The 13,316-nt window shown below is 61.8% G+C and carries 8 protein-coding genes; 2 read left to right on the forward strand and 6 right to left on the reverse strand.

Going from position 1 to position 13,316, the window contains the following annotated elements; all coding sequences use genetic code 11:
• Nucleotides 1-4: 4 nt before the first annotated feature.
• Nucleotides 5-1,582: a sensor domain-containing diguanylate cyclase gene (locus QUE41_RS16870; protein ID WP_286340155.1), complete on the reverse strand. Its 1,578-nt coding sequence runs from the start codon at nt 1,580-1,582 to the stop codon at nt 5-7.
• Between the two features lie 194 nt (nt 1,583-1,776).
• On the opposite strand from QUE41_RS16870, the gene QUE41_RS16875 reads away from it, so the two are divergent.
• Complete coding sequence (locus QUE41_RS16875) at nt 1,777-3,492, forward strand: proline--tRNA ligase (protein WP_286340156.1); 1,716 nt, start codon at nt 1,777-1,779, stop codon at nt 3,490-3,492.
• A gap of 72 nt (nt 3,493-3,564) precedes the next feature.
• Here QUE41_RS16875 and QUE41_RS16880 read toward each other — a convergent pair whose 3' ends face one another.
• On the reverse strand, nt 3,565-4,191 hold the full coding sequence (locus QUE41_RS16880) for a TetR family transcriptional regulator (protein WP_286340157.1): 627 nt from the start codon (nt 4,189-4,191) through the stop codon (nt 3,565-3,567).
• 211 nt (nt 4,192-4,402) lie between these two features.
• On the opposite strand from QUE41_RS16880, the gene QUE41_RS16885 reads away from it, so the two are divergent.
• Nucleotides 4,403-5,617: a patatin-like phospholipase family protein gene (locus QUE41_RS16885; protein ID WP_286340158.1), complete on the forward strand. Its 1,215-nt coding sequence runs from the start codon at nt 4,403-4,405 to the stop codon at nt 5,615-5,617.
• Here QUE41_RS16885 and QUE41_RS16890 read toward each other — a convergent pair.
• From QUE41_RS16890 to dnaE, 4 genes are read right to left on the reverse strand one after another with little or no spacing between them, the layout of a single operon-like run.
• On the reverse strand, nt 5,526-7,475 hold the full coding sequence (locus QUE41_RS16890) for a monovalent cation:proton antiporter family protein (RefSeq protein WP_286340159.1): 1,950 nt from the start codon (nt 7,473-7,475) through the stop codon (nt 5,526-5,528). The two genes, QUE41_RS16885 and QUE41_RS16890, sit on opposite strands and share 92 nt — an antisense overlap.
• A 51-nt stretch (nt 7,476-7,526) precedes the next feature.
• Nucleotides 7,527-8,852: a tRNA lysidine(34) synthetase TilS gene (tilS, locus tag QUE41_RS16895; protein WP_286340160.1), complete on the reverse strand. Its 1,326-nt coding sequence runs from the start codon at nt 8,850-8,852 to the stop codon at nt 7,527-7,529.
• Nucleotides 8,843-9,802 (reverse strand): acetyl-CoA carboxylase carboxyl transferase subunit alpha, encoded by a 960-nt coding sequence (accA, locus tag QUE41_RS16900; RefSeq protein ID WP_286340161.1) that lies wholly within the window; start codon nt 9,800-9,802, stop codon nt 8,843-8,845. Before accA ends, tilS begins: the two co-directional genes overlap by 10 nt.
• 34 nt (nt 9,803-9,836) lie before the next feature.
• On the reverse strand, nt 9,837-13,313 hold the full coding sequence (gene dnaE / locus QUE41_RS16905) for a DNA polymerase III subunit alpha (RefSeq protein WP_286340162.1): 3,477 nt from the start codon (nt 13,311-13,313) through the stop codon (nt 9,837-9,839).
• Nucleotides 13,314-13,316: the final 3 nt, after the last annotated feature.

Genomic DNA, 13,316 nt, shown 5'->3' on the forward strand with positions numbered 1-13,316 from the left:
CCGCCTATCCCAGGCTCAGATCGCCCCGTTCCTGATTGTGGTAAGCCACCTGATTACGCCCCTGGCTCTTCGCCTTATACAGGGCCTTATCCGCCAGCTCAAAGAACTGCTCCGGAGTCTGGTCCACCTCAGGCACCACGGTGGCCACCCCGATGCTGATGGTGACATAGCCACAGATGTCCGACCCCTCATGGGGAATCCCCAGGGCTTCCACCATGGCGCGCAGGCTATCGGCAAACTTCACCGCCTTACGCCCGGTCTCCGGCAACACCGCGGCAAACTCCTCTCCGCCATAGCGGGCCAGCAGATCTCGAGGCCGATTAAGCTGACTGGAGAGCATACGGGCAATTTTCTTCAACACCCTGTCCCCGGCCAGGTGACCATAGCGGTCGTTGTAGTTCTTGAACAGGTCAACGTCGATGACAAACAGGGTCACCGGCTTGCCGGTACGGCGAGCACTCTCCCACTCCTGGCTGAGCCAGGTATCGAATTGGCGGCGATTGGCCACCTGGGTCAGTCCGTCGGTGAGACTCTGTCGGGTCAGCTGCTGGTTCACCCGGTTGAGCTCCTCGGTACGAGCACGCACCAGGGCTTCCACCTCGTGGTTTCTGCGGCGCATCTGCCACAACATGCCGCCCACGGCCAGCATTGCCATGGAGCCTCCCAGGCCTACCACGTAGGGCGCCAGGCTGCGCTTGGCTGCAAAGAATTGGCCATTGGCCATGGCCACCAGCTCCCAACGGCGTCCCGCCAGCCCCTCGAACACGAAACTCTGAGTGCGGTCTCCGACCGACACTGGGTGCGGCGGCGCCCCCATCAACTGGCGACGGGTGTCCCCGGTGGTATCCCAGATCTGAAACTCGATGTTGGCTCGCTCCCCGTCCAGGACCAGATCATGCAACAGCTCCTCGAGCTGAAACACCCCCAGCAGGTAGCCTTTCAACAGCTTGCTGCGGCTGGCATCGGTCAGAGGCAGACTGTGGTAGATGGGGACCACCGCCATCACCACCTTGCCATAGGAGACATCCATGGCCATGGGAGAGAGCAGCAACTCGCCGGCGCCCATCGCCTGGGTCAGCACCCCCATCAGTTTAGGATCCTGACCGAGGTCCATCCCCAGACGTGATTCGTTGCCACTGAAAGGACGCAGGTAATAGACGGGGAAGTATTCGTTGCGCTGCTCGGCCACCACCCGCTGGCCCAGGGAGGATTCGGTGAAGCTGAAATCGGGAAAGCGGTCGCGCATCGCCAGCTCCAGCTGCTCGCGCTCCTTGTGGGCCACCCGAGGCACCCACTCCAGCGCCTTGATCTCCCGCTGGCGGGCGAGGATGCCATCGGCCACCATCTCAAACTCGTCGGCGGTGACGTTGGTGCTGCCCTGGTACAGGGTAGAGAGGTAATTGAGCACCGACAGGGAGGAGTCGATGCGCCACTTGATCTGCCTGGCCTGGTTACTGGCGTAGTGATCGAACTCCCTCTCCAGGGTGTACTGCTCTGTCTGGTAGAGGCGAAACGCCAACCAGGTCATCGACAGTACCCCGACCAGCACCAGGCTGGTGATACCCCATCGTTCACTCTTCATCGCCACTCCGTCGGGCCTGAGATTCTTTAACAATTATTCCATACGAAACAACCAATAATCATCAATATATTACATCAGCCTGATGATCCAGCCTTTATTAGTATTTCAGAGTTGCCCTCAAAGCGCTGCCCGAGTGACACCCGGGGCTCAGGACTGATAGACTATCCGCCTCTTTATTTTTACGGACATTATCGATGAGAACCAGTCGTTACCTGGTCTCCACCCTGAGAGAGACCCCCTCTGATGCTGAAGTGATCAGCCATCAGCTGATGTTGCGCGCCGGCATGATCCGCAAACTGGCTTCCGGGCTCTACACCTGGTTGCCCACTGGCCTGAAAGTGCTGAAGAAAGTTGAAAACATCGTGCGTGAAGAGATGAACCGCGCCGGTGCCGTGGAAACCCTGATGCCCATGGTTCAACCCGCAGACCTCTGGCAGGAGACCGGCCGCTGGGACGACATGGGTCCCGAGCTGCTGCGCATCAAGGACCGCCATCAGCGCGATTTCGTCCTGGGGCCCACTCACGAAGAGGTGATCACCGATATCGTTCGCGATGCCGTGAAGTCCTACAAGCAGCTGCCTCTGAACCTGTACCAGATTCAGACCAAGTTCCGCGATGAAGTGCGTCCACGCTTCGGTGTGATGCGCTCCCGTGAGTTCCTGATGAAGGATGCCTACTCCTTCCATCTGGACCAGGAGACCATGGACGAGACCTACCAGGCGATGTATCAGGCCTACTGCCGCATTCTGGAGCGCATGGGACTGGAGTTCCGTCCGGTCCTGGCGGACACAGGCGCCATCGGTGGCAGTCACAGCCACGAGTTCCAGGTGCTGGCCCAAAGCGGTGAAGATGCCGTGGTGTTCTCCACCGAGAGCGACTACGCCGCCAACATCGAAAAGGCGGAAGCCCTGCCTCTGGGTGAGCATGGTGAACCCGGCCAGGAGATGACCCTGGTGGACACCCCGGATGCCAAGACCATCGACCAGTTGGTGGAGCAGTTTGACCTGGCCATCGACAAGACCGTGAAGACCCTGATCGTGCACGCCAGCGACGAGTGTGATGCCAAACTGGTGGCACTGATGGTTCGCGGCGATCATGAGCTGAACGAAGTCAAAGCGGAGAAGCTGCCTGAAGTGGCCACCCCACTGCAGTTTGCCACCGAAGAGGAGATCCGCGATGCCATCGGTGCCGGTCCTGGCTCCCTGGGTCCGGTCGGCCTGAAGCTGCCTCTGATCATCGACCGCTCCGTGGCCACCCTGAACGACTTCGGTGCCGGTGCCAACATCGATGGCAAGCACCACTTCGGCATCAACTGGGAGCGCGATGTCGCCCTGCCCCGTGTCGAGGATCTGCGTAACGTGGTGGAGGGGGATAACAGCCCCTGTGGCCAGGGCGTGCTGAAGATTGCCCGGGGCATCGAAGTGGGTCACATCTTCCAGCTGGGCACCAAATACTCCGAGTCCATGAAAGCCACCGTGCTGGATGAGCAGGGCAAGGCCCGTCCGCTGATCATGGGCTGCTATGGCGTGGGCGTCTCCCGCATCGTCGCCGCCGCCATCGAGCAGAACCATGACGACAGAGGCATCATCTGGCCCGCAGCCATCGCCCCCTTCCAGGTGGTGATCGTGCCGATGAACATGCACAAGTCACACCGGGTTCAGGAAACCGCCGAGAAGCTCTACGACGAGCTGACCGCCGCCGGCATCGACGTGTTGTTCGACGACCGTAAGGAGCGTCCGGGCGTGATGTTCGCCGACGCCGAGCTGATGGGCATCCCCTACTCTGTGGTGATTGGTGAGCGCGGCATCGACGCCGGCAGCCTGGAGCTGAAGAGCCGGGCCGACGGCAGCAAAGAGGACGTGGCCATGGACGCCGTCCTCGACGCGGTTCAAGCCAAGCTCAAAGGCTAACAGCCGCAAACACGAAAAAGGGTTGGCATTGCCAACCCTTTTTTATTCCCTTGTCCCGTCCTGACACAGGCACTAGGTCAGACGCTCCGGGGCACTGACCGCCCGCTCCACTCCCTGAATCAGCTCGCGGAAGATCTTCTCCTTATCCAGCTCAACGGTGCACTTGCGCGCGCCGCACACCAGCTGCACCATGCCTCCATGGAGGGTATGGAACAGGGTAAAGGCGGTCTCCACAGACATCTGAGGGTGCAGGGCCCCCTGCTCAGAGGCCAACTTCAGCGCCTGATACATGTGGGAGTCCTCCTGACAGTGCATCTCGTCGAGCTTTTCCGCCAGCTCCGGCACCTGCTCCGCCTGACGATAGAGCATCATCACCTGTTTCAGGGTGGACTCGGTGTTCAGTTCCAGCCAGAACGTATGGCTGGCCTGGAGCAGACACTTCAGGGGGTCGGCCCCCTCCTCGGTCATGGAGTGCCACAGCCGCTCCGCTTCCGGAGTGATGGAGCGCTCAAACAGGGCGTGCAACAGATCGGCCTTATCCTCGAAGTGCCAATAGATCGCCCCGCGGGTCATCTCGGCGTCGGCGGCAATCTGCGCCAGGGTGGTCTTGGCCACCCCCTTCTCGCTGAACAGCTTCATCGCCGAGTCCAGCAGCTGTTGGCGGGTCTTCTCCGCTTCCGCCTTGGTTTTTCGCGCCATGTTTCAGGCCTCCTCTGGGTCTGCAGACCCCTCATCCGGCGACTATCACCTGGCCGGCGGAGGGTAAAGAATGGCGCAAATTATACCTACACTTAAGTTTGTATCAATGCGGTTATACCGTGAACTATACTTAAGTCACTGCAGCATAATGTAAATCAATGATTCTCTGTGGATTATCACACTCCACTCTCTTAAGGGGGGCCAGCGCTCCATGAGGCCGTCGCATCAAACACAGAACCGGGCCCTGCAACTCAGCGGAGGTGGCAGCCGGGCCGCCTATCAGGTCGGCGTGCTCAAGGCGATCGCCAGCTTCTACCCGAGAAATCACGGCCTGCCCTTCCCCATTCTCTGCGGCACCTCGGCGGGGGCCATCAATGCCGCCACCCTGGGCTGTCACGCCGGCTCCTTTCACAAGGGCGTGCGCAAGCTCGAATGGATCTGGCGCAATTTCCGCAGTCAGCAGGTGTACCATGCGGATCTCTGGCCCGCCTCCAGACACCTGTTGCGCCAACTGTGGCGCCGCAAAGACCCCAACCTGCCACCCAGTCTGCTGAACAATCAGCCCCTGCGGGTCCTGCTCAACCGGGTGCTGCCCCTGGAGAAGCTGCAACGCCACATCGACACCGGCCACCTCAGAGCCCTGACGGTGGCCGCGTCCAGCTACTCCCACCCCTGCTGCATCAACTTCTATCAGGGCCAGCAGAACCTGGCGCCCTGGCAGAGGTTTCGCCGCCGCGGGCAGATTACCCAGCTGACCCTGGACCATCTGATGGCCTCCTCGGCCATCCCTCTGGTGTTCCCTTCGGTGGCCATCGACGGTGAGCACTTCGGCGACGGTGCCATTCACCAGCTCTCCCCCCTGAGTGCCCCCATCCACCTGGGGGCAGAACGGATCTTCATCATCAACCTGGAGAGCCCCACCGACAACCAGCCGGTGCCCCACCCCCCCAACAGCGGCCGCATCACCGGTCACCTGCTGGATGCGGTGTTTTCCGATGCCCTGAGCTCGGATCTGGAACGGGTGGCGCGAATCAACGCCTCCCTGGCGCTGATCCCGCCGGAGCGCCGGGTGATGCAGCCCCTTCGCACCGTGGAGACCCTGACCATCAAGCCCTCAGAGAACCTGGACGCCATCGCTCTCAAGCACTACCGGCGCCTGCCCAGGGGCGCCCGTACCCTGCTGAAACTGATGGGGGTGGATGAGAACCGGGAGTCGAGCCTGCTCAGCTATCTGATGTTTGAATCGGAATACTGCCAGGAGTTGATTGAGCTGGGGTACCGGGACGCCAGCGCCCAGCAACAGCAGTTGAAGATCTTCTTTGAGCTGGAGGAGACTAAGGTCCCTCCAGCAGTGCTCGCTCCGCCAGCTCAACCTGATGAGGCGTCCCCATCAGCAGCAGCACATCCCCCCGCTGCAGGCGGGTAGTGGGCACAAACTCCAGGGCCACCCCCTCCCGCTTGAGGCCGTCCAGCTGCACCCGCCAATGGTTCAGGGGCAGCTCCACCACGAAGTGGCCCACCGCCCAGGCGTTGTCCGACAGGGTTACCGCGTGCAGCAGCTCCCGCCCCTGCACAGGATCGGTGCCGCCGAAGAACCCATGGAGCATGCGGTAGCGATCGCGCCGCTCCCGCTCGATGCGCAGCAGGATGCGCGGCAGGGGCACCCCCAGTTGATACAGCACCTGAGACACCAGCATCAGGCTGCCCTCCAGGCTCTCAGGGATCACCTGGTCGGCCCCCGCCAGCTCCAGGGCCTCCAATGTGGCGTCATCCCGAGTGCGCACCAGGGTACGGATATGGGGGGCCATCAGCTTGATGCAGTCCAGCAGGTTGAAGATGTCGCGGCGATTGTCGAAGGTAACCACCACCAGCCTGGCCCGCGGCAGCCCCACCTCCTTGAGAATATCCTGGCGTCGGCCATCGCCGAACACCACAGGTTCGCCGGCGGCCCTGGACTCCCGCACCCGAATGGGATCGAGATCCACCGCCACGAACGGCATCTTCTCCCGCTTGAGGAAGCGGGCGATGGTCTGCCCCACCCGGCCATAACCAAGCAACACCACATGATCCTGGGTGGCCAGCTCAGGGGCTTCCGGCTCCTCGCCGAACAACTGCTCCCTCTGTCCCAGAATCCGCTTGGCCAGCACCAGACAGTTGTCCACCATGAAAGGCGTCAGGGCCATGGAGATCACCCCGGTGGCCACCAGCAAATTGGCCAGTCCCTGCTCCAGCACCTGCCACTTCATCGCCAGGGCGATCAGCACGAAGCTGAACTCCCCCACCTGGGCCAGACAGATACCGGTGGCCAGGGCGTCCTTGGTCTTCTCCCCGGTCAGGGTGGCCAGCATCCAGATGATGATCGCCTTGGCCAGCATCACCACCGTCAGCAGGCCGAGAAGCAGGGGCAGTTGGGCCCAGAGTAGGGAGAGATCCAGCAACATGCCCACCGACACGAAAAACAGGCCCATCAGCAGATCGCGGAAGGGGCGAATGTCCGCCTCAAGCTGCTGGCGATACTGGCTTTCTCCCAGCAGCATCCCCGCCAGGAAGGCGCCGAGGGTCATGGAAAGTCCCAGGGACAGAGTGACGAACCCCGTGGCCAGGGCCACCGCCAGGGTCGTCAGCAGGAACAGCTCATCGGAGCGGGAGCGGGCAACCTCATCGAAGATCTTGGGCAGAAGATAGCCCCCCAGCCCCAGCAGCAACACAAAGGCAATGGTGCCCTTGAGCAGGGCCCAGGAGAGTTCCATGGCCAGGGCGACGCCGCCGCTGTCTGAGCCCAGCAGGGGAATGATGATCAGCAGAGGGATCACCGCCAGATCCTGGAACAGCAACACGCTGACGGAAAGCTCGCCGTGACGGCGGTTGATCCAGCCCTGCTCATCCAGCTGTTTGAGCACGATGGCCGTCGAGGAGAGGGCGATGGCGCCGCCACAGACGAAGGCGGCCCGGGGATCCAGGCCCATGCCCCAGGCCAGGGCAAAGGTGCAGCCCAGGGTGACCACCATCTGGGCACTGCCCAAACCGAATACCCGGGCGCGCATGGCCCACAGGCGGGGCAGGGAGAACTCCAGCCCCAGGGAGAACATCAGGAATACTACGCCGATCTCGGCCACCAGGGCGATTTGATCACTCTGAAGCCAGTTAAACCCCTGACTGCCCGCCAGGCCGCCGGTCACCAGCCAGGCGAGGATCACCGGCAGCTTCAGCCGCCGGGTGATCACCAGGCCGGCAATGGCCACCAGTGCCAGTAATAAGATGGGGGTCAGACCGCCGTGATCCATGGGTATCGTCTCTCCTCCTGAAAGTCTGCGTGGCGGAGAGGCGGCTTCGGCCTACTCCTGACGAACGGGAACCAGTCCAGGTCCCAGGGTCTCCAGCGCCTCCTGCTCGAGCCAGTAGCCCAGGGCGGCCACCAGCCTGTCGCCGAAGAACAGCATGGGGATCTGGCCTCGCAGCCAGGGGGGCACACCCAGTTCCTGCCACACCTTCTTCAATGGTCTTGAGCCATTGCGGTTGGCGGGACGGACCCGTCGCGTCCCCAGAAGATCATAGCGCACCAGCACCGACTCTCCGGCCCGGGGCAGCCTGAGCCGCTCGCCATGGGCACGCTCCTCCAGGCACCAGTGCTCGCCGTTGGCCATCTGCTGACGCACCCTGGGGATCATCATCTCCAGCTCCGCATCCAGCGAGGGTCCTTCACCCACCAGGTACAGGGCATCACGAAAACGGCGCAGCTGGCAGTCACCCAACTTCAGTGTAGGTTGGGCGTCCTCTCTGGCCAGCCAGAACTGCTCCAGCTGCTGCAGCTGAACCTGGGAGGGCATTAATTGATTATGCTTTCTTAACCAGTACCTTACCAGATTATTTCTTCGTGGCGCACTGAGGGCGGCCAGACCACTGATCCCCAAGCCGCCGCTGGCAACCTGGTGCTGGCGGAGATCCTCCGCCGCCAGTTCATCACACAGACTCTGCTGCTCACCACAGAGCTGGGCGCTGCGGTGGACCGCATGGTGAAAGCCGGGCCAGCGCGCCTTCATCATCGGCAGGACCTTATGGCGCAGGAAGTTACGGTCAAATCTCAGATCGGTGTTGCTGTCATCTTCGATGTGGGCCAGCCCCAGCTCGGCGGCGGCACTCTCCACCTCGGCACGGGAGTGCCCCAACAACGGCCGCAGCATGGTGGCACCGGCAAAGGGCTGAGAGGCCAGCATGCCCGCCAGCCCCAGGGGACCGCTGCCCCGTTTCAGCGCCAGCAGCAGGGTCTCCGCCTGGTCGTCCTTGTGCTGGGCGGTCAACAACAGATCCCCGGGCAGCAGCAACTGGTTCAGGGCTGCGTAGCGGGCCTCACGGGCGGCGGCTTCCAGGCTGATCCTCGGCCCCTGCTCCACCGACACCTTGGTCACCGTCAGGGGCAGACCATAGAGCTCGGCACGACGGCGGCAATGGGCCACCCAGCTCTCGGCGTTGTCCGATAAGCCATGGTTTACGTGAATAAGCAGGAAGGGACGGGAGGGGAATTCGGGACGGAGGCGGCCAAGGATGCTGGCCAGCAGCTCCGAATCGATACCGCCGCTGTAGGCCAGGACCACGCGGCGGGCATTGTCCAGATGGGCCGCCAGGGCGGCCCGAACGCTGGACTCAAGCTGGGTTAACGACAATAACCGTACTCCATCAATCGGTCGTAACGTTGTTCCAGCAGGGTATCCAGATCCAGCTTCTTCAACAAGCCCAGATCGTTCAAAATTTGATCTTTAAGGGAGGCAGCCATCGCTTCCATGTCCCGGTGGGCGCCGCCACGGGGCTCGGCGATCACCGTGTCCACCAGCTTGAGCTCATTCAGGCGCTCAGCGGTAATGCCCATGGCTTCCGCCGCCTTGGGCGCTTCCGCGGCGTCCTTCCACAGGATGGAGGCACAACCTTCCGGAGAGATCACCGAGTAGGTGGAGTACTGCAGCATGTTGACCCGGTCACCCACGCCAATGGCAAGGGCACCGCCGGAGCCGCCTTCACCGATCACCGTGCAGATCACCGGCACCTTGAGGCCGGCCATCACCTTGAGATTGCGGGCAATGGCTTCACTCTGACCGCGCTCCTCGGCGCCAACGCCCGGGTAGGCGCCCGGGGTGTCGATAAAGGTGATGATGGGCATCTTGAAGCGCTCCGCCATCTCCATCAGGCGCAGGGCCTTGCGGTAGCCCTCGGGGCGAGGCATGCCGAAGTTACGACGTACCTTCTCCTTGGTGTCACGGCCTTTCTGATGGCCAATCACCATCACGGGCACCCCATCCAGGCGGGCGGTGCCGCCGATGATGGCCGGATCGTCGGCGAAGGCACGGTCGCCACAGAGTTCATCGAACTCGGTGAAGATATGGTCGATGTAATCCTGGGTGTAGGGGCGCTGAGGATGGCGGGCCATCTGGGCCACCTGCCAGGCGCCGAGATCGTCAAACACCTTGGTGATCAGCTCCTCGCGCTTCTCCTCAAGCTGTTTGATCTCATCCTGCAGATCCATATCCAGGTTGCTGTTGCGGCTGACGTTCTTCAGCTCGTCAATCTTTGCCTGCAGTTCGGCAATGGGCTGTTCAAAATCCAAAAAATCCAGGCTCATACTCTGATCACCTAAAGGTGTCTGTCGACACTCATCAATAAGTCATGGTCACTTTGCCCGGCCCGAACAACGTCTCGAGTTGCAGCAGCAACTCGTCGTCGGGACGGACCTGCCAGTTCGGGCCCAGTTGCAGGGTCCCGCAGGCGTCGGGGCGGTTATATCGTATCTGTACTGGGCAGCTGCCCTGTTTAAAGTCACCCAAGAGGGTTTTGACTCGGTCCAGCTTGGTGTCATCCAGGTCTTGTGAGTCCAGATCCAGGGTGACGCCCTTGGCCCACTTCTCTCTGGCCTGACTGATGTCCAGCACCTCTTTGGCAGACATTTTATTGCCGCCGCTGAAATCATCAAAGCTGACCTCTCCCTCAACGATCAAGATCTTATCCTTTACCAGCAGATCTTGGTACTTTTCCACCCCTTCTGCAAACAGCATCACCTCCAGGCGGCCGCTTTTATCGTCCAGGGTGAGGATCCCCATCTTGGAGCCCCGCTTGGTGATCATCACCCGAGCGGCGATCACCAGGCCGGCAACCCGGGTAGACTTGCCGCGGCCCGTGGGCACCACATCCTTAAGGCGACCGGAAGTCCAGCCTTTTATCTCCTTGAGGTACTGATTGATGGGGTGACCGGTCAGATAGAGACCCAGGGTGTCCCGCTCGCCATCCAGCCAGATCTTGTCAGGGAAGGGGGGCACGCTGACGAAGGCGTGGTCCGCCTGGCCCGGCTCCGGGCAGAGATCGCCGAAGAGATCGCCCATGCCCTGGGCGGCGTTGCGGGCGTTCTGTCCGGCGGCCTTGGCGGCCGAGTCCAGGGTGGCCATCATCGCCGCCCTGTGGGGCCCCAGGTTGTCCATGGCCCCGGCCATGATCAACTTCTCTATGGTGCGCTTGTTGACCTTCTTCAGATCCACCCGGTTACAGAAATCAAACAGATCGTGGAAAACGCCGCCGGCTTCCCGGGCTTCGAGGATCGCCTCCACCGGGCCTTCACCGACCCCCTTGATGGCGCCAATGCCGTAGACGATCTGCTCCTGCTCGTTCACATTGAACTTGAACAGCCCCATGTTCACATCCGGCGGCAACACCGGCAGCCCCATGCGGTTGCACTCGTCCACCAGGGTCACCACCTTATCGGTGTTGTCCATATCCGCCGACATCACCGCCGCCATAAAGTAGGCGGGGTAGTGCTTCTTCATCCACAGGGTCTGATAGGAGACTAGGGCGTAGGCGGCGGAGTGGGACTTGTTGAAGCCGTAGCCGGCGAATTTCTCCACCAAGTCGAAGATCTTCATCGCCAGTTCGCCGTCGACGCCGTTACTCTCCGCCCCCTCACGGAAGGTGCCCCGCTGCTTGGCCATCTCCTCGGGCTTCTTCTTACCCATGGCCCGGCGCAGCATATCCGCGCCGCCCAGGGTGTAGCCCGCCAGGACCTGGGCGATCTGCATCACCTGCTCCTGATAGAGGATGATGCCGTAGGTGGGATCGAGAATCGGCTTCAGGCTTTCGTGCTGGTATTGGGCATCCGGGTAGGAGATCTCCTCCCGGCCATGCTTACGGTCGATGAAGTTGTCTACCATGCCCGATTGCAGCGGCCCAGGACGGAACAGGGCCACCAGGGCGATCATGTCTTCGAAGCAGTCCGGCTTCAGCCGGCTGATCAGCTCCTTCATGCCACGGGATTCCAGCTGGAACACCGCGGTGGTCTCTGAGCGCTGCAGCATGTCGAAGCTGGGCTGATCGTCCAGGGGGATCGATTCGATGCGCACCGGCGCTTCGCCCTTGGCCTCCAGGGCCGGGTTCAGCATGTCCAGGGCCCACTGGATGATGGTCAGGGTCCGCAGGCCCAGGAAGTCGAACTTCACCAGGCCGGCGGTCTCCACGTCGTTCTTGTCGAACTGGGTCACCGGGTTGCCGCCGGTATCGTCGCAATAAAGCGGTGCAAAATCGGTAATGGTGGTGGGAGCGATCACCACACCCCCGGCGTGCTTGCCGGCGTTTCGGGTCACCCCTTCGAGCTTGCGAGCGATGTCGATGAGGTTCTGCACCTCCTCGTCCCGGTCGTACAGCTCCGGCAGGGCCGGCTCCTCCTTGAACGCCTTGTCCAGGGTCATCCCGGGATCCGGCGGAATCAGCTTGGAGATACGGTCCACGAAACCATAGGGGTGCCCCAGCACCCGGCCTACATCGCGAATTACCGCCTTGGCCGCCATGGTACCGAAGGTGATGATCTGCGACACCGCATCCCGGCCATACATCTCGGCGGTATGGTCGATCACCTCATCCCGGCGATCCATGCAGAAGTCCACATCGAAATCGGGCATGGACACCCGCTCGGGGTTGAGGAATCGCTCGAACAGCAGGTCGTATTCCAAGGGATCCAGGTCGGTAATCTTCAGGGCATAGGCCACCAGGGAGCCGGCACCGGAACCCCGGCCCGGACCCACAGGGATGTTGTTGTCCTTGGACCACTGGATAAACTCCATCACGATGAGGAAGTAACCCGGGAAACCCATGGAGTTGATCACCTCCAGCTCAATCTTGAGGCGATCATCGTATTCTGGGCGCTTCTCGGCCCGCTCAGCCGGGTCCGGGAACAGGAACTCGAGGCGCTCCTCCAGGCCGTCCTCCGACGCCTTGACCAGGAAGTCCTCGATTTTCAGATCCCCGGTGGGGAAGTCCGGCAGGAAGTACTCGCCCAGGCGCACGGTAACGTTACAGCGCTTGGCGATCTCCACACTGTTCTGCAGCGCTTCGGGAATGTCCTGGAACAACTCCACCATCTCCGCCTCGGTGCGGAAATACTGCTCCCTGGAGTAGAGTCTGGGGCGGCGGGCGTCATCCAGAGTGTAACCGTCGTGGATGCACACCCGGATCTCGTGTTCATCGAAATCTTCCGGATTGAGGAACACCACCTCGTTGGTGGCCACCACAGGCAGACCGGCGGCCATCGCCAGGTCCACCGCCCGGTGCAGGTAGGTCTCCTCCCCTTCGCGGCCGGTACGCAGCAGCTCCAGGTAGTAACGGTCGGAGAAATGGGTCTGATAGAACGCCGTCAGCAGGTCCACCACCTGCTGGTTGCCCTTGGTCAGGGCCTGGCCGACATCGCCATCTTTGCCGCCGGAGAGCAGGATCAGCCCCTCGGCGTGCTCCGCCAGCCACTCCCGATCCAGCACCGGCCTGTGGTTGACGTGCCCCCTGAGGTAAGCCTTGGAGATCAGCAGGGTAAGATTCTTATACCCCTCATTGTTCATGGCAATGGCGGTGAGGCGGCACTGCAGATCGTCCAGTTCGGGGCAGATCTGCCAGAAGTCGGCGCCGATGATCGGTTTGATGCCGTTCTTGTGGGCACCACCGTAGAACTTCACCAGACCACAGAGGTTGGTCTGATCGGTCAGGCCGAGGGCAGGCATCTGCTGCTCCGCCGCCCTGGCCAGGATGGGGCCCACCTTCTGCAGGCCATCCACCATGGAGAAATCGGAGTGAACTCTCAGATGGATAAACTTGGGATCGGCCATGGG

The sequence above is a fragment of the Ferrimonas sp. YFM genome, from assembly GCF_030296015.1.
Lineage (GTDB): Bacteria > Pseudomonadota > Gammaproteobacteria > Enterobacterales > Shewanellaceae > Ferrimonas.

Bases quoted from the DNA above. Each gene is read 5' to 3' on its own strand.
- dnaE (WP_286340162.1), bottom strand. From the start codon at position 13,313: ATGGCCGATCCCAAGTTTATCCATCTGAGAGTTCACTCCGATTTCTCC.
- QUE41_RS16875 (WP_286340156.1), top strand. From the start codon at position 1,777: ATGAGAACCAGTCGTTACCTGGTCTCCACCCTGAGAGAGACCCCCTCT.
- QUE41_RS16885 (WP_286340158.1), top strand. From the start codon at position 4,403: ATGAGGCCGTCGCATCAAACACAGAACCGGGCCCTGCAACTCAGCGGA.
- QUE41_RS16870 (WP_286340155.1), bottom strand. From the start codon at position 1,582: ATGAAGAGTGAACGATGGGGTATCACCAGCCTGGTGCTGGTCGGGGTA.
- QUE41_RS16890 (WP_286340159.1), bottom strand. From the start codon at position 7,475: ATGGATCACGGCGGTCTGACCCCCATCTTATTACTGGCACTGGTGGCC.
- accA (WP_286340161.1), bottom strand. From the start codon at position 9,802: ATGAGCCTGGATTTTTTGGATTTTGAACAGCCCATTGCCGAACTGCAG.
- QUE41_RS16880 (WP_286340157.1), bottom strand. From the start codon at position 4,191: ATGGCGCGAAAAACCAAGGCGGAAGCGGAGAAGACCCGCCAACAGCTG.